This is a genomic window from Streptosporangium sp. OZ121, from assembly GCF_051918885.1.
Taxonomy (GTDB): Bacteria; Actinomycetota; Actinomycetes; order Streptosporangiales; family Streptosporangiaceae; genus Streptosporangium.
Genome location: NZ_JBPXMC010000020.1, coordinates 13,840 through 33,464 on the forward strand (window position 1 = coordinate 13,840; position 19,625 = coordinate 33,464).

Annotated in this window: 16 protein-coding genes; 2 read left to right on the top strand and 14 right to left on the bottom strand. The window is 71.5% G+C overall.

The genetic code is table 11. From position 1 onward, the window contains the following. Positions 1 to 93: 93 nt before the first annotated feature. The 4 genes from ACTOQ1_RS29070 to ACTOQ1_RS29085 form a co-directional block, all read right to left on the bottom strand. A complete protein-coding gene (locus tag ACTOQ1_RS29070; RefSeq protein ID WP_440071158.1) occupies positions 94 to 3,312 on the bottom strand; it encodes a hypothetical protein in 3,219 nt (1,072 codons plus the stop codon). Next, positions 3,309 to 3,512, bottom strand: a complete 204-nt coding sequence (locus ACTOQ1_RS29075) for a hypothetical protein (protein ID WP_440071159.1) — start codon at positions 3,510 to 3,512, stop codon at positions 3,309 to 3,311. The genes ACTOQ1_RS29070 and ACTOQ1_RS29075 overlap by 4 nt, the downstream gene beginning before the upstream one ends. 103 nt (positions 3,513 to 3,615) lie before the next feature. Next, entirely contained in the window at positions 3,616 to 3,777 is a 162-nt protein-coding gene (locus tag ACTOQ1_RS29080; RefSeq protein ID WP_440071160.1) for a hypothetical protein, read from the bottom strand. Beyond that, positions 3,774 to 4,277 (bottom strand): hypothetical protein, encoded by a 504-nt coding sequence (locus ACTOQ1_RS29085; protein WP_440071161.1) that lies wholly within the window; start codon positions 4,275 to 4,277, stop codon positions 3,774 to 3,776. Before ACTOQ1_RS29085 ends, ACTOQ1_RS29080 begins: the two co-directional genes overlap by 4 nt. A 137-nt stretch (positions 4,278 to 4,414) precedes the next feature. Here ACTOQ1_RS29085 and ACTOQ1_RS29090 point away from each other — a divergent pair, with 137 nt between their 5' ends. Together ACTOQ1_RS29090 and ACTOQ1_RS29095 are read left to right on the top strand one after the other, a co-directional pair. Then, positions 4,415 to 6,307, top strand: a complete 1,893-nt coding sequence (locus ACTOQ1_RS29090) for a propionyl-CoA synthetase (protein ID WP_440071162.1) — start codon at positions 4,415 to 4,417, stop codon at positions 6,305 to 6,307. 149 nt (positions 6,308 to 6,456) lie between these two features. Continuing rightward, positions 6,457 to 8,736, top strand: coding sequence for a WD40 repeat domain-containing serine/threonine protein kinase (locus ACTOQ1_RS29095; protein WP_440071163.1), 2,280 nt, complete (start codon positions 6,457 to 6,459; stop codon positions 8,734 to 8,736). A gap of 10 nt (positions 8,737 to 8,746) precedes the next feature. On the opposite strand, the gene ACTOQ1_RS29100 is transcribed toward ACTOQ1_RS29095, so the two are convergent. From ACTOQ1_RS29100 to ACTOQ1_RS29145, 10 genes are all read right to left on the bottom strand, one after another. Then, entirely contained in the window at positions 8,747 to 9,967 is a 1,221-nt protein-coding gene (locus ACTOQ1_RS29100; RefSeq protein ID WP_440071164.1) for a cation:proton antiporter, read from the bottom strand. Positions 9,968 to 10,035: 68 nt separating this feature from the next. Beyond that, positions 10,036 to 10,368, bottom strand: coding sequence for a hypothetical protein (locus ACTOQ1_RS29105; RefSeq protein WP_440071165.1), 333 nt, complete (start codon positions 10,366 to 10,368; stop codon positions 10,036 to 10,038). 8 nt (positions 10,369 to 10,376) lie between these two features. Further along, positions 10,377 to 11,558 carry a DUF418 domain-containing protein gene (locus ACTOQ1_RS29110; RefSeq protein WP_440071166.1) on the bottom strand — a complete coding sequence of 394 codons (1,182 nt, stop codon included), beginning with the start codon at positions 11,556 to 11,558 and terminating at the stop codon, positions 10,377 to 10,379. Between the two features lie 167 nt (positions 11,559 to 11,725). Continuing rightward, complete coding sequence (locus ACTOQ1_RS29115) at positions 11,726 to 12,721, bottom strand: N-acetylglucosamine kinase (protein ID WP_440071167.1); 996 nt, start codon at positions 12,719 to 12,721, stop codon at positions 11,726 to 11,728. A gap of 5 nt (positions 12,722 to 12,726) precedes the next feature. After that, positions 12,727 to 13,614: an alpha/beta hydrolase gene (locus tag ACTOQ1_RS29120; protein ID WP_440071168.1), complete on the bottom strand. Its 888-nt coding sequence runs from the start codon at positions 13,612 to 13,614 to the stop codon at positions 12,727 to 12,729. Between the two features lie 208 nt (positions 13,615 to 13,822). Further along, a complete protein-coding gene (locus ACTOQ1_RS29125; RefSeq protein ID WP_440071268.1) occupies positions 13,823 to 15,217 on the bottom strand; it encodes an NAD(P)/FAD-dependent oxidoreductase in 1,395 nt (464 codons plus the stop codon). Positions 15,218 to 15,460: 243 nt separating this feature from the next. After that, the gene (locus tag ACTOQ1_RS29130; protein ID WP_440071169.1) at positions 15,461 to 16,312 is read right to left on the bottom strand and encodes an ABC transporter permease; all 852 of its coding nucleotides are present in this window, start codon (positions 16,310 to 16,312) and stop codon (positions 15,461 to 15,463) included. Next, entirely contained in the window at positions 16,309 to 17,160 is an 852-nt protein-coding gene (locus tag ACTOQ1_RS29135) for an ABC transporter permease (RefSeq protein WP_440071170.1), read from the bottom strand. Before ACTOQ1_RS29135 ends, ACTOQ1_RS29130 begins: the two co-directional genes overlap by 4 nt. Before the next feature lie 42 nt (positions 17,161 to 17,202). Further along, entirely contained in the window at positions 17,203 to 18,411 is a 1,209-nt protein-coding gene (locus ACTOQ1_RS29140) for a polyamine ABC transporter substrate-binding protein (RefSeq protein ID WP_440071171.1), read from the bottom strand. Positions 18,412 to 18,454: 43 nt separating this feature from the next. Then, the gene (locus tag ACTOQ1_RS29145) at positions 18,455 to 19,600 is read right to left on the bottom strand and encodes an ABC transporter ATP-binding protein (protein ID WP_440071172.1); all 1,146 of its coding nucleotides are present in this window, start codon (positions 19,598 to 19,600) and stop codon (positions 18,455 to 18,457) included. Between the last annotated feature and the right edge of the window lie 25 nt (positions 19,601 to 19,625).

Below are 19,625 nucleotides of genomic sequence, written 5' to 3' on the forward strand. Positions count from 1 at the left end.
CGTGACCTCGCCCGGCACGCCGTCCTCGCCGGACCGGTGAGAGTGAACCGCGCCGGGATCACCGGGAACTTCGATGTACCCCGGCGCGGTTCGTCATGACGTGGTCGCGGTGAGCTGGGCGTGAAGACGCCTGCACTCGTGGACGAAGCGGATCGTCCGGCGGCTGCGCGCGAACTCGGCGACGACCGGGATCTCCCCGCGCGCGCCGGTCCAGCGTGCCACGTCGGCGGCGAAGGCGACGAGTTCGGTGTGGGTCACGGTGATGCGCCGCCCCTCGCCCGGCAACATCCCGGGCAGCAGGGCGAGCAGGATGCGCCACACCTCGTGGTGGCCGCCGGCGTCGGCCAGCTCGGTCAGGGCCGCGATGGCGGGGCGGGTCTCCAGCCAGGTGCGGCGCAGCACCAGCGCGAGCTGGTGGCCGATCGCCTCGGCGGGCAGGTCGCCCCTGGCCGCCATCCGCAGCACCACCGGGATCGTCCCGGGCACGCCGCTCCCCAGCAGGAAGGCGATGATCACCGCCGTCGCCTCGCTCACGGGGCCGTCGCAGGCGGCCAGGCGGGACAGTTCCGCCGGGGTCACGCTCGCGTACCAGCGGTCGCGGAGCACGAACGGCAGCATGTTCACGGCCACCACCTCGCGGTGCGAGGGCAGCATGGCCGGCCACCCGCCGATCCCGCTTCCCAGGCCCTCGCCCGCCCAGTCGAACGGCTGCCGCAGCAGCACCTCGTCGATCAGCTCGTCGCCGGTGGGCGTGGCCCGTAGCGCGGGCGTCAGGCGGACCTCGGTGAAGTACTCGGGTTCGCCGTCGCCGAACTCGACCATGGACGCGTCCACCATGTGGGTCCACCGGAGACCGCACTCCGGGTCGGGCATGCCCTGCCCGGCCAGCCATTCGGCCGCCGTGCGCGCCGCCGCGGAATCGATCTTCGCGGCCCGGTCGGCGGCGGCCGGGTGGCCGCCCCGGGGCAACCGCAGCAGTGCCTGCGCCAGATCGGCCCGCAGCGGTTCCACGCCCGCGGCGGCGCACGTCTCCAGCCGGGCGACCAGCACGTCGGGATCGAGATGGCCGGTCGTCCACGTCGGCGTGGCCAGCAGAACCGGCGGCAGCGTGTCGGCGCGCAGGGCCCCGTACAGCTCCGCGTAGCGGGTGGCGAGGAAGTCGGACGGCGGCGAGAGACGGTTCGGGTGCGGGAGCCGGTGCCGCCGCCGCCACTCGTGCAGGGGAGGAAGCGGCTGGGGCTGGAAGGAGCGCAACCGGGGCGGGACGAAGCCGACGGTGACCGCCACGAGCGGCTCGTCCGGGCCGGGCGGGGGCACCGGCAGGCCTTTCCGCATGGCCGTGATCCGGTCGGGGTCCACCCCCAGGTCGGCCATGCGCTCGTAGGCGCGATCCAGGTCGTGCCACGGCATCGCCTCCACCGAGTCGTCGTAGAGGACTCCGGGCTCCACCGGACGGCGCTCGTGGTGATCCGGGACGGCGTCGTCGAAGTCCTCATGTTCGTCGAACTCCTCGGACTCGTCGGCGCCTGTCTCCGGCGCCTGGTCGTCATCGGAGGGCTGTCCGTACAGGTGGATCCGGCCGTTGGCGAAGGGGATCGGCCGGCCGGCCTCGACGGCCACGGCCCCGGCCGGGCCGTCGTCGCTGGTCCAGGTGATGAAGACGACGCGGAGCGGGGTGTCGTCGTCGAGGTAGCGGCCGGGGCGCCAGCCGCCGATCACCGTGATCCGCCGTTTCGGCGGCTCCAGCTCGATCTCCTCGCCGCGGGCGACCTGGCGGACCGAGACCGAGTGACTCGCGTCGTCCCAGAACTTCTCCGGGCCGAGAGGGGGGATCTCCGGCAGGGTGCCGGGCACGACGAGCTCCTCGGCCAGCACGGCCTGCCATTCGTCGGGGTCGGTGATCTCGTCCCTGTCCGGCCGGTACTGCGTCTGCTGCTCGACGTGCGGCCTCAACCTGAGGCGCAGGTTCGTGCGGTTCTCCGCGACCCCGGCGACGAACGCCGCCATCCAGCGTTCCCGTCCGATCCACCGCTCGTGGTGGTTCGGGAAGATCGACGGCTCGGGGAAACGCTCCGGTGAGGGCACCTCGGGCAGCGGCGGGAACTCCTTCCGTTCCAGCGGTTCCTCGACCGGGACCTCTCCGCCGAACCGCTCGGCCAGCTTCGCGCCCAGGTCGGCGGGGAGCTGGGGGATCGCGTCGAGGATCACGTCGGCGTGGTCGGCGAACAGGTCGGCGTGTTTCAGGGTCAGCTCGGCCGCGCGGTTGCGCACGTCGAAGGACTTGTGCGCGTACGCCGTGGTCAGCGCGGTCACGAGATCGGCGGCCGCCTCGGGCGTGGCCAGGATCGCCCGGTCGAGCCAGCGCAGGCCCGTGGCGGCGAGCTTGGCCTCGTCCCGGAAGGTGAGCGCGTCGACCGCCTCGACCAGGTCGGCGTGGTCGAGCGGCATCGCCCCGCGCACCTGCCCGGCGGCCAGTTCGGCGACCGTGCCCGGAGCCGACGGCAACAACCGCAGGTAGTCGCGCAGGCGGGGCGCGGACTCCGCGGGCGTGGGGTCGAGGAGCGTGTGCAGCCGGACGAAGAACCGCAGGTCCTGCGCCTCGCCGCCGCGCAGGAAACGGCTCACGCAGCCGTCGAGCACCCGCTCCCTGGGCAGCTCGCGGGCGGCGGCGGCCAGCCAGCGGGTCGGCCGGGGCTCCAGCCGCTCGTCACGGAGGGCGCGGCCCGCGCCGTCGGCGTCGAAGACACGAGGCAGCAGCACGGGGGTCAGCGGGTCACGGGCCACGCTCGGTGCGGCCAGCCAGGCGGCGACCAGCGGGTCGTGGTCGGGCGGCACGGCGCCGGACTCGCGCAGCAGCGCCACGGCCAGCGGCGCGATGCGGTCGGCGGGACGGCGTACCCGCCGGGCCAGCCGGACCGCGACATCACGACGCCACTCCGGGGGCCGGGCGGCCGCCACCCGGCACACCTGGGCGACGTCGATGTCCTCGGCCCAGCGGCGGTTGACGTCGCGGCCGGTCATCCACGTCACCGCGGCCGCCGGACCGGTGATGACGCCGACACCGGTCAGCAGCAGTGCGCCGGCCAGCTCGTCGAGCAGGTCGCCGACCTCCCAGGAGGCCATCTCCTCGAAGTCGTCGGGATGATCGGCGCGCACCCGCTCGGTGCGGGCACGGCGCAGCTCCTTGACGAGGCCGGGCAACCGCCCGCCCACCTCGGCGCGCTCCTCCTCGGTGAGCGCGACCAGCCGGCGGGCCAGGTGGGTGACCTGGTTGCGGGTGACCAGATCACAGATCTCCGTCCAGAGGGTCATCGGGAGACCTCCGCTGCGGCGCGAGCGACGCCGGGCAGGGCCGCCTCGGCGGGGACCGCCCGGGTCACCATGCCGCTGAGGAACCGGGGGGCCACGGCCGGGCCGGACAGGGCCCGCCCGCCGCAGGTCGCCGATGCGAGACGACCGTCGACCGGGGAGGGGGGCGCGGCGTATGTGTACGCCCGCGTCACTGAAGTCATGGCCGGGACGTTAGATCACCTCACCGACAAACCGGCGCGGCAGATGTCGAGAGGGGAAAAGTTCCGGTGAACGTCCCCCGCGCCGGACCGGCCAGGTCGTTCGTCAGGCCTCCGCGTCCAGCGACTCCAGCCCGTCGCCGATCTCCTCCCGTGAACACGCGGTCGCGGAATCGGGATCGGCCCGCACCGGAGCGGTGAGGTAGCTGCGCCGGAGCACGCCGCCGCCGTTGGACTCGCCGACCGGGATGCGGGCCAGGGGGATCACGGGACGGATGCTCGTGTGGCGTCAGCGCCGGCCTCGGCGGTGGTGAGGGTCGCCAGCAGGTGGGCGGCGAGGGCGTAGGCCGGGGCGTAGAGGAAGAACGGTGTCGCCCCGGCGCCCCGGTAGCAGGTGGAGTCATGGTCACCCAACGGCGGGCACACCGACAGATCCGAGAAAAGGGCGACCAGGTTGGCGCCGAGATTCGCCACCGAGAGGACGACCAGCAACCAGATCACGAGCCTGGTGAGGCGACGTTCCCGCCACAGCAACGCCGCGACGACCAGAACCGCCGGCACCGCGAAACCGATCGTGAAAATTTCCGCGCGCAGCACCGCCACCGCCACATCGAAGACCGCCGAATTCAGGTACCCGGCGCCGAGTCCCTGCGCCAGCGAGAAGATCCCGATCCCATCAAGCACGGATATGTCGTAATAAAACAACCCCGTGCTCGAAATGAGCGCTCCCCCGATATGCGCAGATACCGTCGGAAACAGCACGAACATCACGGCAGCCGACCGGCGCATCCACATGCGTCAACATCCTAGGTCCAGGCCCGCGGCCCCGCCGGTGACCGTTCTCCGTGCGCGAAGGCCGGAGAGGGGCCTCGACCCGGGAGTCCGGGAAAGAGCATGATGGCCTGATGTCGTACGCTGACGCCTTCGCCCGCAGCATCGCCGATCCCGAGGACTTCTGGGCCGAGGCCGCCGAGGCGGTCACCTGGAGCAGGCCGCCGCGCGAGGTGCTGGACGCGGGGGCGCCGCCCTTCTACCGGTGGTTTCCCGACGGGGAGCTGAACACCTGCCACAACGCGCTGGACCGGCACGTCGAGGCCGGTCACGGCGACCGGCTCGCGCTGGTCCACGACAGCCCGGTGACGGGCACCGGCAGGCGCTACACCTACGCCGAGCTGCGCGACGAGGTCGCGAGGTTCGCCGGGGTGCTGCGCTCGCTCGGGGTGGAGCAGGGCGACCGGGTGGTGATCTACATGCCGATGGTGCCCGAGGCGGTGATCGCCATGCTGGCGTGCGCGCGGCTGGGGGCGGTGCACTCGGTGGTGTTCGGCGGGTTCGCGCCGAAGGAGTTGGCCGCCAGGATCGACGACGCGCGCCCCAAGGTGGTCGTGTCGGCCTCCTGCGGGATCGAGCCCTCACGCGTGGTGCCGTACAAGCCGATGCTCGACGCCGCGCTGGGGCTGGCCGCGCACGCGCCCGCGCACTGCGTGATCCTGCAGCGCGAGCAGGCCCCCGCCGAACCGGTGGAGGGGCGGGACGTCGACTGGGCGGACGCGATGGCGAAGGCCGAACCGACCGAATGCGTGCCGGTTCGGGCGACCGACCCGCTCTACATCCTCTACACCAGCGGCACGACCGGCCTGCCGAAGGGCGTCGTGCGCGACAACGGCGGGCACGCGGTGGCGCTGCTGTGGAGCATGGCCAACGTCTACGACATCGCGCCGGGCGAGGTGTTCTGGGCGGCCTCCGACGTCGGCTGGGTCGTCGGGCACTCCTACATCGTGTACGGTCCGCTGCTGCGCGGCGCCACGACCGTGCTGTACGAGGGCAAGCCGGTCGGCACCCCCGACGCGGGCGCGTTCTGGCGGGTGATCGCCGAGCACCGGGTGAACGCGCTGTTCACGGCGCCGACCGCGTTCCGCGCCATCAGGAGGGCCGACCCGGAGGCGGCCCTGCTCGGCGGGTACGACATCTCGTCGCTGCGGACGCTGTTCCTCGCCGGGGAGCGCCTGGACCCCGACACCTACCACTGGGCCGCGGACAGGCTGGGCGTGCCGGTCGTCGACCACTGGTGGCAGACCGAGACCGGCTGGCCCGTCGCCGCCAACCTGCGCGGGCTGGAGCCCATGCCGGTCAAACCGGGCTCCCCCACCGTGCCCGTCCCCGGGTACGACGTGCGCGTGCTGAGGGCCTCCGGCGACGAGTGCGCCCCGGGCGAGGAGGGGGCGATCTGCATCCGGCTCCCGCTCCCGCCGGGCACCCTTCCCACCCTCTGGCAGGACGACGAGCGCTACGTGAGGTCCTACCTGTCGGCCTTCCCCGGCCACTACCTGACCGGCGACGGCGGCCATCTCGACGAGGACGGCTACCTGTTCGTGATGGGCCGCACCGACGACGTGATCAACGTGGCCGGGCACCGGCTGTCGACCGGGTCCATGGAGGCGGTGCTGGCCGCGCACCCGGCGGTGGCCGAGTGCGCGGTCATCGGGGTCGCCGACGAGCTGAAGGGGCAGGTTCCGCGCGGTTTCGTGGTGCTGAAGAGCGGGGTGGAGATCGACCCGGAGACCCTGCGGGCCGAGCTGGTCCTGGCCGTCCGCGAGCAGGTGGGCGCCGTGGCGGCCCTCAAGCAGGTGGACGTGGTCCCGGCCCTGCCGAAGACCCGGTCGGGGAAGATCCTGCGCAAGACCATGCGCGGCATCGCGGAGGGCTCCGACGAGCCCGTCCCCTCGACCATCGAGGACGCGACGGTGCTGGACGTGCTGCGCCCCATCATCGGCCGCCACACCGCCGCAGACGGCTAGAAGGCCGGAATCTCCCGAGGTCACCCCGGGTGTTCTCGACAATTCGCGTGACGGCCGCGCCGATCGGACGGTCCACGCTCGGCATCATCACGGTTACGATCAGTTCCCCTTCACGGCTTATGCCACCATGCCGTCGTTAAGGTCTTATCGTGGCGAACGACGCGGGCAGGCTGGTCGCCGGGCGATACCGGCTGATAAACGTGCTGGGCCGCGGCGGGATGGGCACGGTGTGGCGGGCGCGGGACGAGAGCCTGCACCGCCAGGTGGCGGTAAAAGAACTCATCCTCCCCGATCACCTGGACGTTTCCGCGCGCGAGACGCTCTACAAGCGGATGCAGCGTGAGGCCCGCGCCGCGGCGCAGCTGAAACATCCGGCGATCATCACCGTTCACGACCATGTCGTCGAGGCCGACGGCCGCCCGTGGATCGTGACAGAGATCGTCGACGGGCCCTCGCTGGACGAGGCGCTGAGAACCCGGGGGCGCCTGCCGCCCCAGCGGGTGGCGGCGATCGGCGGGCAGATCCTCGCGGCGCTGACGGTCGCGCACGCCGCCGGGATCACCCATCGCGACATCAAACCCGCCAACGTCCTGCTCGAAGGCGAGCGGGTCGTGCTGACCGACTTCGGGATCGCCGCCGTCGAGGGAGACGTCACCCTCACCGGCGCCGGCGTCACCCTGGGCACCCCCGCCTTCATCTCTCCTGAGCAGATCAACGGCCACCCCGCCACCGCGGCGTCGGACCTGTGGTCGCTGGGCGCCACCCTGTACGCCGCGGTCGAGGGCCGCCGTCCGTTCAGCGGCACGACGCACGGATCGATCTACGTCTCGATCGCCACCCGGCCGCCCGCCCCGCCCGTGCACGCCGGTCCTCTGGCGCCCGTTCTGGAAGGGCTGCTGCGCAAGGACCCCGCCCTGCGCCTCACCGGCTCCCAGGCCGCCGCCGCGCTCGCCGGGATCGCCGCCGGGCAGGCACCCGGTGAATTCTCCGGCGGGCCGGGAGACGAATCCTCGGCCGGGCCGGGACCGGACGACGGCGACACCCGGATCGCCGGCCGCGCCGCTCCCCCCGCACCCGCTCCTCCCCCGTCTCCTTCGCCGGCCGAGGCGTACGCCACCGCGCGCCAGGAGGAGGTACGGCCCGTCACCCTGCCGTTCACCGCTGCGTCCGCTGCGTCCGCTGCGTCCCCAACCGCCCCGCCCCCCACCACCTCTCCGGCCGCCACCGGGCCCGCGCGGGTCCCCGCGCGCACCCCCCGGCGCGGGCTCCGCCCGGCGATCGCGGTGGCCGCGGCGATCCTGGTCACCGCCGCAACCGCGGTCTACCTGTTCCGGCCCGCGCCGGACCCCGCGAGAACAACCGGCGTCGCCCAGCTCAGGGGGCACGTCGAGAGGGTGAACGTCGTGGCGTTCAGCCCCGACGGCGGAACGCTGGCAGGCGGCGACGGCGACGGCGCGGTGATCGTGTGGGACGTCGCGACCCGGCGACCTGTCGGCGACCCGATGAAAGGCCACACCAGGGCGGTGGAGGCGATGGCGTTCAGCCCGGACGGCGGGCTCCTGGCCAGCGGCGGCAACAACGGCGAGGGAACCGGCTCCGGCGACCACACGGTGATCCTGTGGGACACACGGACCCGGCAGCCGGCCGGCGACCCCCTCACCGGCCACACCGACTGGATACGGTCGGTCGCCTTCAGCCCCGACGGCAAGACCCTCGCCACGAGCAGTGCCGACAAGACGGTGATCCTCTGGGACGTCGCGACCCGGCAGCAGATCGGCGACCCCCTCACCGGCCACACCGACTGGGTGCAGTCGGTCGCCTTCAGCCCCGACGGCAGGACCCTCGCCACCGGCGGCGACGACGCGACGGTGATCCTGTGGGACGTCGCGACCCGGCGACCTGTCGGCGACCCGCTCACCGGCCACACCGATCTGGTGCGGTCGGTCGTCTTCGGTCCCGACGGCGGCACCCTCGTCACCGGCGGCCGCGACAGGACGGTGATCCTGTGGGACGTCGCGACCCGCCGGCCGATCGGCGCCCCTCTCACCGGCCATCCGGACGAGATCCACACCGTCGCGCTCAGCCCGGACGGCGCGACCCTGGCCGTGGGCACCGGTTCCGTCGTCCGGCTGTGGGACCCGGCGACCCGGCGGCCGATCGGCGGCCCGCTCACCGGCCACACGGGTCCGGTCTGGTCGGCCGCCTTCGCTCCCGACGGGAAGATCCTCGCCACCGGTAGCGACGACAAGACAGTGACGCTGTGGGACACCTCCTTCGCGGCCGGTGCCGGCACGGCCGTTCCGTGGCCGTGGCTCGCCGGGGCGGGCGTGCTGGTCGTGGCTGCGGGAGCGGTGGTGATCCTGCGGCGGCGCGGCGGGCGGGCTCCCGCCGGGGAGGCCACCGGGGCGAGAACCCCGGCGGCCTCCTAGCGGGGCTGTTCTAGGGAACCGGCTGCCGGTCCCCGGCCCCGGCCGAATCCGCCGCCTCGGCGTCGCGCCGCCCGCCGGGGAGCAGCCGGGCGATCTGCTCGGAGCGGCTGGCGACCAGCGGGCCCAGCAGGGCGAGGACGAGCACGTACCCGGCGATGAACGGGGCGAGCCTGTCGTCCAGCCCGGCGGCCAGCGCCATGGTCGCCAGGACCAGGGCGAACTCGCCGCGTGAGAGCACGGTCAGCGAGATGTTGACCGCCTCGGCCCGGCCGAACGCGTTGAGCCTCGCCGCCAGCACCCCGGCCGCGACGTTGAGAAGCACCGTGACCAGCACAGCGATCGTGATGGGCCAGGCCACCGACAGCATGTCGCCCGGCTCGATGGACAGGCCGAACGCGAAGAAGAACAGCGCGGCGAAGGCGTCCCTGAGCGGGTGGACGAGCTGCCGGATGCGCGGGGCCGCCCTGCTGGAGCTGAGGATGAGCCCGATCATGAAGGCGCCGATGGCGTCGGAGACGCCCAGTTCCTCGGCGATCCCGGCGGTGAGGATCGCCAGGCCGGTGAACGTCACCACCAGCAGTTCCTCGTCCCTGGTGGTGACCAGCTTGTTGACCAGCCGCGTGCCCCACCGCGCCAGCGCGGTCAGCACGATCAGGAAGGCGAACGCCTTGCCGAAGGAGATCGCGGCGGCGCCGAAACTGTCGGCTCCGCTGAGGACCGGCTGCAGTACGGCGAGGTAGAGCGCGAGGAAGACGTCCTCGACGACGATGATCCCGAGGATGAGGCGGCTCTCGGGATTGCCGAGGCGCCCCATGTCGACCAGGAGTTTGGTCACGATCGCCGAGGAGGAGATGCCGATCACCCCGGCCAGGACCATGGCCTCCCTGCTCCCCCAGCCGAGGGCGAACCCGAAGGCCAGGCCGCCGCCGACGTTGAGCACGAGGTAGCCGACCCCGGCGAACACCAGGCGCCTGCCGCCCGCCACCAGGTCGTCGAGGGAGAACTCCAGGCCGAGGTAGAACAACAGGAAGATCAGGCCGAGCGCGGCGATGACCTTCAGGTCCGCCGGATTCTCCACGAGGGCGAGACCGGGCGTGTGCGGGCCGAAGATGATGCCCGCCAGCATGAACAGGGGGATGGTCGGCAGCCCTATCCGGGTGCCGAGCCTGGCGATGATCCCGGCGGCGAGGAAGGAGCCGCCGAGCGCGACGAGAGCGTCACCCAGTGCCATTCTGCCCTCCCCCGGAGACGATCGCGGGCATGGCGGACACACATTCGTGGAACATGAAAAAACCTCCGTCAAACGATCTCGGGCAGGAACCTCTGCTGATCGCTTGACGGAGGCGCTCGGGGAGAGCTGTCGTCGTACAGGGCGTGCGTGGCCGGGACCGGCCGGCCGGGCAGGGGCGCGACCCTCGCCGGCCGGCCGGGCGGCGCGAGGCCGGGGCCGGGCGGGCACAGGTCGCAGGCCGGCGCGTGGGGGGTCGCGGGAGCGAAGCCGACCCCGCTGGCCAGCGTGATCGCGGCGCCGGGGGCGGCGGGATGGTGGCCGGGCCCCGGCAGCGGGGCGTACACGAGGGCGATGAGGGACAGCAGAAGGGCCGTGACCGCGCCGGCGACCCTCCGCGACAAACCAAGCCCTAACGTTTTGTGGAAACTTCCACTATTTTATCAGGGTTCTTCGGGCGCCCCTCAGGGTTCTTCGGGCGCCCCTGGGGCGCCAGGTACGCCCACTGCCAGAGCGTCTCGACGGGACCTCGTTCGAAGCGCCGCAGCCACAGCGTGGACAGCGTCATGAAGAGCGCGCAGATGCCCGCCCAGGCCGCCAGGACCCACCACGGTCGCAGGTCGTCGAGCGACGCGGCCAGGCCGAGTCCCCAGCCGTAGCAGAGCGCCGACGCGACCAGGTTCTGGAAGATGTAGGAGCTCAGGGCGGTACGGCCGACGTTGTTCAGCCCTCGCCTCAGCACGCCGGGGGCGCCGGTCGCCCGCCGCGCGAGGGTCGCGACGAGGCCGAGCAGGCCCAGCGCCACCAGCGGGGGCAGCAGGTAGCGGTCCACCAGGAACCAGCCGGGGCCGGCGAAGGCCGTGACCAGGTTCAGCGGCAGGCCCACGGCGAGCCCGGCGACCATGAGCCTCCGGCGCAGCGTGGCGCCCCGCTCCGAGTCCTCGAACACCCCGGCGCGCATCAGCCGGGAGCCGAGCAGGAACAGCACGATGCCCATCGGGACGATGAGGACGATCTCGATCCGGTAGAGACCGATCATCTCGATCCGGGCGGCGACCTGCTGCGGGTAGGTGCCGTCGGTGAAGAGCGTGGACGACTCCGGCCCGGTGTCCAGGCTCTCCGAGGTGGTGCCGACGGTGAGCAGCGCGATCAGCGCGGTGAAGACCGTCCCGACGGTGATCATCCACACCTTGACCACGCGGTCGCTCCTGCCGATCAGGTACGCCACGATGACCGAGGTCAGCGCGTAGCCCATCAGCACGTCGAACTCGAAGATCAGCAGGTAGTGGATCAGGCCCTCGACGAACAGCAGCCCGGCCCGCCACAGGTACCAGCCGGGCCACGGCACGCCGCGGCGGGCGGCCGAGCGGTACTGGAGTTCGAGCCCGACCCCGAAGAGCAGGGTGAGCAGCGCGAGGAACTTGCCGTTGGTGAGGAAGCGGAGGAGCGTCTCCACGGTTTCCGGCCTGCCCAGCGCCCCGATGACGTCGGCGGGGCCGCCGGGATCGGTGAAGATCCAGATGTTCGTGCCCAGGGTGCCGACGATGGCGATTCCCCTGAGCAGGTCGAGCACTTCTACGCGGCGACTTGTCACGCCTTCCACGATCCCGTCCGGAGGGCCCGCGGACATCGTCACGCAGGCCCATCCGGGACGTACATCGATGTGTGTACCCGGACCGGGTTACGGCCCGCCGGACCGTGGAATCGAGGTGTGTACCCGGACCGGGTTACGGCCCGCCGGACCGTGGAGACGAAGCCCGGTCAGCCTCCGGAGACGACGCGGGCGTGCAGCCGGGCGGCGGTCGCCGGGTCCCAGCCGAACGCCTTCCGGCCGGCCAGCCACGCCGCCGCCGCCGCGCCGTCTCCCGCCAGGACCGTCGAGGGACCCAGCCTCTCCCGTACGGCGGAGGCGACCGGTCCCTCACTGGTCAGCACGCTCCCGGCCAGCACGATCGGGCTCGTCTCGCCCGCCCGGCGGACCTCGGCCACCGTCTCGCAGAGCAGCCGGGCCGCGGTGGACACGATCTCCAGGGCGGCCGGGTCCCCCTCCACCGCCGCCCGGCTGACGAGCGGGGCGAGCCGGGCCAGCTCCAGCGGGGGCCGCGACTGCGCGCGGACCACCAGCCTGATCGCCAGTGCCCGCATCTCCTCCATCGTGCCCGCGCCGCCCTCTCCCATCTCGGCGACCGCCGGCCCCGAGACCTCGTCCTCCAGGAGGGCGTCGGTGACGAGGCGGGTGAGCCTGCCGCCCGCGTCCCCCCGGCTGAGGGCGTGGGCGGCGGCGCCGGCCGCCTCCCTGCCCAGCCAGAACCCGGAGCCCTGGTCGCCCAGCAGCCAGCCGAGCCCGTCGGCGATCATCACCGGCTCGCCGTCCTCGATCCTGGCGGCGATGGCCCCGGTCCCGGCGATGAGCGCGGTGCCGCGCGGTTCCGCCGTACCGGCGGCGAAGGCGATGCCCAGGTCGCCGGTGAGGCGGGGCGGGACCCGCAGGCCGGCGGCGGCCCACATGGGGTCGAACACCAGGCGGTCCAGCGCCCCGCCGCCCGCCAGCCCGATCACCGCCCCGGACACCAGGCCCGGGTCGATCCCGCGCAGGGCGAGCTCCAGCGCCAGGCCGATGTTGGCCACCGCGACGGCGTTGCCGTGGGCCGCGGGATTGCCGCCCGGCGCCCTCCCGTACCCGGCCCGCCGCCCCGAGGCGTCGAGCAGGAGGGCCCGCGAGGAGGTCCCGCCGACGTCCAGCCCGAGGACGTACATCGCGTTCAGAGGTGCTCGCCGAAGAACGCGGCGGTCGCCTCGACCGCCCGGGTGACGTGCGGTTCGGCGTCGTAGAGGTCGATGTGCAGCCTGGCGTCCAGCCAGACGATCCTCTTGGGCTCGTCCATCCGCCGGTACGCCTCCTCGGCCCCCTCGGGCGAGCAGAAGCGGTCGACCACGCCGTGCACGATCAGGCCGGGCTTGGGCGACAGGAAGTCGGCGCCCGTCATGTTGTCCATGGTGATCAGCTCCCGGACGGAGGCCCGGGTGACCTCGTTGCGCCAGTGCTCCGAGGCGCCCCTGGAGGTGCCGTAGTAGGCGAACGGCTCGTCGCCCGGCATCGCCGCCTCCCCCTCCTCGGCCACCGCGGGCAGGTACTCCACCTCACCACCCCTGTCCTGGCGCTCCAGCACCGCTGTGAACGAGGCCAGCGCCTCCTGGTACCCGGCGGGCGACATCCCGGCGCGCATGCCGTAGGGGTTGTTGTAGGCCCCCGCGATGCCCGCGAACGCCTTCACCCGGGGGTCGAACGCGCTGAACTTGAGCGCGTAGCCCCCGCCGAGGCAGATCCCGACCGCGCCGATCCTGTCGCCGTCCACCTCGGGACGCGAGCGCAGCAGCGAGACCGCGGCCCGCAGGTCCTCCAGCTTGCCCTGGGCGTCCTCGTGGTTGCGCGGTTCCCCGCCCGACTCCCCCCAGTTGCGGTGGTCGAAGGCCAGCGTCGCGTATCCCGCCTCGGCCAGCCGGGCGGCGTACAGGCCGGTGACCTGGTCCCGGGTGCCGGTGAACGGGCCCGTGAGGACCAGGGCGGGGTGCGGGCCCGGCGCCGCCGGAATCCGCAGGTCGCCGACGAGGGTGATCCCTCCGGCGGTGAACTTCACCTTTTCGGACATGCTCCAAGTCTGTACGGCCCGCGCGGCGGAAGCCAACGGCGTTCCCCCGCCGGCCCCGGACCCGGCCGTTCTTCGGCCCGTCCCCCGTCGTCCCTGATCGTCCTCTGCCGTCCCATGCCGTCCCGTGGCCGTCCCCGCCCCCGCCCGACCGGCCTGAGCCGGGAGCGGGAACGGGGACGGCCGTTGGGAAGCAGGGACCTCGGGAACCTCAGGAGTCGAAGCCGAGACCCATCCGGTCCAGGGTCCGCAGCCAGAGGTTGCGGCGCCCCTGGTGCAGGTCGGCCTGGGCGATCGACCAGCGGGTCATCTGGATCCCCGCCGAGCGGACCGGCTCGGGCGGGAACGGGACGGGCTTCTCCTTGACCATCCGCAGCTCGGTCCGCTCGGTCCGCTCTCCGGCGAGCAGGTCGAGCATGACGTTCGCCCCGAACCGGGTCGCGCCGACGCCCATGCCGGTGTATCCGGCGGCATAGGCGAGGCGCCCGCCGTGCGACTGGCCGTAGAAGGCGCTGAACCGGCTGCAGGTGTCGATCACGCCGCCCCACCTGTGGGTGAAGCGCAGCCCGGACAGCTGGGGGAACGTGGTGAAGAAGTGTTCCGCCAGCTTGACGAAGGTCTCGTCGCGCTGCTCGTACTCGGGCTTGATCATGCCGCCGTTGTAGTAGACCGCGTCGTAACCGCCCCAGAGGATCCGGTTGTCCTCGGTCAGCCGGTAGTAGTGGAACTGGTTGGCCGCGTCCCCGACCCCCTGCCGGTTGTGCCAGCCCACCGAGGCCAGCCGGCCGGCCGAGAGCGGCTCGGTCATCAGCGCGTAGTCGTAGACCGGCACCAGGAAGTGCTTCAGCCGCCGCAGCAGCGGCTGGAACACGCCGGTGCCGAGCGCCACCTTGCGCGCCCTGACGCTGCCGTGCGGGGTGATCAGGTCCAGGCTCGTCGGGGTGTCCCTCATCGTGCGTACCGGCGTGCGCTCGTGGATGCGCACGCCCAGCGAGAGGCAGGCCTGCCGGAGCCCCCAGGCCAGCCGGGCGGGGTCGAGCATGGCGCAGCCGTCGCGCTCCCAGTGGCCTCCGATGTACGTGGGCGAGTTCACCTCCGCCCGCACCTGTTCGGTGTCGAGGACGTCGAAGCGGGCGCCCAGGTCGCGGGCGACGCCGACGTTGCGGTTCATCTCCTCCAGCTGCCACGGCTCGGTGGCCACGTGCAGCTCGCCGGTGCGCTCGTAGCCGCAGTCGATGCCGTATCCGGCGACCGCCTCGCCGATCTCGTCGAGGTTGTCGACGCCGAGGCGTTCGAGCGTGGAGATCTCCTCGGGCCAGCGCTCCAGCCCGTTGGCGATGCCGTGGGTCAGCGTGGCCATCGCGAAGCCGCCGTTGCGGCCGGACGCCGCCCAGCCGACCCGGCGCCCCTCAAGGAGGACGACGTCGAGCGAGGGGTCGCGTTCCTTGGCCATCAGGGCGGTCCAGAGCCCCGAGAAGCCGCCGCCGACCACCGCCAGGTCGGCGGTGGTCTCGCCGAAGAGCCGCGCCAGCGGCTCGGGTTTCGCCGGACTGTCGAGCCAGTACGGCTTGCGCTCCGCGTCAGCAAGAGCCTTCAGCGGATCCACAAATCTCACTTCCCTACGTGAGTCAGGTTGTCTTTGTGTGTATCGCGTGATCATGGAGATCGCGCGCGGGTTCCCCCCGCCTGAATCCGATCTCGCCTCCCTGTTCTCTGCCGGGAATCTGTTCTCCGCCGGGATATTGTCCGCCGCGGCCCTCGCCGCCGGGAACCCGGGACCCGGAGATCCGGGAGCCCGGGTACACCGAAGCCCCGTGCCACCCGGTGAGGGCACGGGGCTCGGCGAAGGCTAGGTGCGGCGGCGCGCGGTGACCGTGTTGACCACGGCGATGGCGACGCCTACCGCGAATATAAGCGTTCCGATGACGTTCACCTGAGGCGGCACCCCGATACGGGTGGCCCCCCAGATCCACAGCGGGAACGTCTGGACGGCGCCGCTGGTGAACTGGGTGATCACGAAGTCGTCGATGGACAGGGCGAAGGCCAGCAGCGCGCCCGAGACGACGCCGGGCAGGATCATCGGGAAGGTGATCCGCCAGAACGTGATCCAGGTGGACGCGCCGAGGTCGCGCGCCGCCTCCTCGATCGACCGGTCGAGCCCGATCACCCGGGCCCGCACGGTGATCGCCACGAAGGACAGCGAGAACAGCACGTGCGCGACGACCACGGTCGCGAAGCCGGTCTGCACGCCGACGCTGATGAACAGCGACAGCAGCGAGGCGCCCATGACCAGTTCGGGCGAGGCGATCGCGGCGAACATCACCAGGTTGGTGGCGCCCTGCCCGCGGAACCGGTAACGGCCCAGGGCCAGGCCCATGAGCGTGCCGAGCAGCGTCGTGATCACCGTGGAGAGCAGGGCGATGGAGATGGAGTTGCGCACCGCTTTGAGCAGTTCGGGATACTCGTCCAGGCGTCCCCACCACTGGAGGGTGAAGCCCTGCCAGGTCACGTTCGACTTGCTCTGGGTGTCGTTGAAGCCGAACACGATCATGACGGCGATCGGCAGGAACAGCCAGATCAGGATCAGCCACACGTAGCCGAAGAGCAGCCGGTCGCCCAGCCGCCTCCGTCCCCGTGGGGACCTCCGCCCGGCGGGCGCGTCCGCCGCCGGGGCCTCCGTGACGTCGATGGTGCCGCTCATCGGGCCGCCGCCTCCAGGACGTTCTCGGTGCCGAGCGCCTTGGCGTAGGCGAAGATGCCGACCAGCATCGCCGCCATCAGCGTGAACGACAGCGCGGCGGCGGTCGGGTAGTCGTTGTTGACCAGATACTCGGTCTGGATGATGTTGCCGATCATCGTGTTCTCCGGGCCGCCGAGGATGCCCGCGTTGACGTAGTCGGCGGTCATCGGGACGAACGTCATCAGCACCCCGGCGAACACGCCCGGCAGCGAGAGCGGCAGCACGATCCTGGTGAACGCCTCGCGCCTGGCCGCGTAGAGGTCCTGTGCGGCCTCGACGACCTTGGGGTCCACCCGCTCCAGCGCGACGTAGATCGGCAGGATCATGAACGGCAGGTAGTTGTAGACCAGCCCGCCGATCACCGCGAACGTCGTCTGCAGCACGTGGAAGTCCTCGGGCAGCAGCCCCACCGACTTCAGCGGCCCCAGCAGCATGCCGTCGTCGGCGAGCATGAACCGCCACGACACCGTGCGCAGCACGAACGACACGAAGAACGGCAGCAGCACCAGCAGCAGGTAGGTGGACTTGCGGCTGCCGCCCTTGAAGGCGATCCAGTAGGCCATCGGGTAGGCCAGCGCGATGGAGATCACGGTCGCGGCCAGGCCGTACCCCGCCGAGCGCAGGAACTGCGTCTGGTACTGCGCCAGGGCGTCGCCGTACACCGCGAAGTTGAACGTCTGGACGAATCCGTCGACCACGTTGCCCTCCTGGGTGGAGACCGAGGCCATGAAGACCATCGGCACCACCAGGAAGATCGCGAGCCAGAGTCCGCCGGGCAGGATGAGCAGGTAGGGGGCGAGGCGCTTCACCGGCCGACGACCCCTTCCCGTCCGAGTCGCTCTCTCATCCGCCTAGCCCTGCGTGACCGGCTGGAAGATGTCCTCGAAGATCTTCTCCTCCGCGGAGGTGAGCGTCTTGTACGACCGCAGCTTGGCCATGTCCGCCTCCGAGGGGAAGATCAGCGGACTCTCGGCGATCTGCTCGAGCGCCTTCTTCTCGTCGCCCTCGGCCTTGGCCGCGTCGGCGAGGACGAGGTCCTTGGCGGAGGAGACGGGCGTGATGTAGTTGATGTACTCGACCAGCATCGTGGCGATCTTGGGCTGGTAGACGTAGTCCATCAGGGTGAGCGCGTCGACCGGGTTCAGCGCGGTCTTCGGGATGCACATGTTGTCGGTCCAGATCGTGCCGCCCTCCTCGGGCACCACGAACCGCAGGTCCTTGCCCTCGGCGACCTGCTGGAAGATGTCGCCCGACCAGGCCATGGTGATCCAGACGTCGCCCCTGGCGAGGGCGTCGACGTAGTCGTTCTCGTAGTACTTGCGCACCAGCCCCGCGTCGCGCTGCTCCTTGAGCTTCTCGCCGGCCTTCTTCCAGTCGGCCTCGGTCGACTTGTCGGGGTCGATGCCCAGGGCGAACATGCCGAAGTTGGCGACCTCCTGGGTGTCGAGCATCATGCCGACCTTGCCCTTGTACTTGGGGTTCCAGAGGTCCTGGATGCTCTTGACCTCGTCCACGTACTTGGGGTTGTAGGCGATGCCGGTGACGCCGACCGTCCACGGGATCGTGTGGGCGTTGTTGGGGTCCCAGGTGGGGTTCTTCACCGCGGAGCTCGCGTTGGCCGCGAAGTTCGGCAGCTTGGAGTGGTCGAGGGGGACGAGGTAGCCCAGCGCGATGGCCTTGCTCAGCTGGAGGCCGTTGGTCAGGACCATCAGGTCGTAGCCGATGTCGTTGTTGGCGGCGAGCAGCGGCTGGACCTTGCCGAAGAACGTGCTGTTGTCCTGGATGGCCTCCTGGTAGGAAACCTGGATGCCGGTGTCGGCGGTGAACAGCTCCAGCGAGGGGTACCGCTTGCCGTCCTTGTCGATGTAGAGCGGCCAGTTGGCGAAGCGCAGCGTGCCGTTCTTCTTCTTGGAGCCCCAGTATTCGGCGATGGCGTCCCTGGGGGGGACGGCCGCCACCTTCTTGCCCTCCACGCCGCAGGCGGCGAGGGCGAGGGCCGCGGCCGACAGCCCGCCGAGGCGGAGGGCGTCACGGCGCGTGACGGAGCGGCTCTGCGTCATGCCTCGCAGAAAGGCGGGGTTCGTGCGGGGGTCCATGTCGAGCTCAACTTCCGATCGCGTACGAGTGGTGCGGCAACCACGACAGCCAGACGGCGTCGCCACGCTCCGCCGTGCTCGTGCTGTCGAGTGCGTTCTGCTGGAAGACGGTCACCTCTGCGCCGTGGGCCAGGCAGACCGTGTAACTGGTGTAAAGCCCCAGGTAGACCACCTCTGAGACGGTGCCTCGCACGACACTGAGATCTCCGGTGGGCTCCTCCGTGGTAATCCTGATCTTCTCCGGGCGCACCGTGATCGCGATCGGTTCCCCGGCACGGAACGATCCGCCCTCGGCGAGGACGTGGTCGTCATCACCCAGCTTAAGCACCGCGAAGCCCGACTGGAAACGGTCGACAGTGCCGCTGAGCAGGTTGGACGTGCCGATGAACCCGGCCACGAAAGCGGTCGCGGGCCGCTCGTAGATCTCTCTGGGAGTGCCGAGCTGCTCGACCTGGCCGTCGTTCATGACGGCGATGCGGTCACTCATCGTGAGCGCCTCGCTCTGGTCGTGGGTGACGTACACGAAGGTGATGCCGACCTCGCGCTGGATGCGCTTGAGCTCGATCTGCATGGCCTGGCGGAGCTTGAGGTCGAGGGCGCCGAGCGGCTCGTCCAGCAGGAGCGCGCGGGGGTTGTTGACCAGGGCTCGGGCCAGGGCGACCCGCTGCTGCTGGCCTCCGGACATCTCCCGGGGGCGGCGTTTCTCGCGCCCGGTGAGATCGACGATCTCCAGGATCTCCCCGACCCGGCGCTTGATCTCGGCGGCGGCCACCTTCTTGCGCCGGAGGCCGAACGCGACGTTCTCCCAGACGTTCATGTGCGGGAAGAGGGCGTACGACTGGAAGACCATGTTGACGTCGCGCTTGTTGGGGGGGACGTCGGTGACGTCCTGGCCGTGCAGCCGCACGTTGCCGCGCGAGGGGTCCTCGAAGCCGGCGATCATCCGCATGGTGGTGGTCTTGCCGCAGCCCGAGGGGCCGAGGAGCGAGAAGAACTCCCCCTCGGCGATCGACAGGGTGACACCCTTGACCGCCTGGACGACCTCGCCGTGGGAGACGTACTCCTTGACGACCCCGTCAAGTTCGATTGCGGGTACGTGGGGCGAGCGGGAGACGGTGTCGGCCGTCTCCGTACTCGCCTGGATTTCGGTCATTCCAGGCTTATCCCTCTGTTCGCGG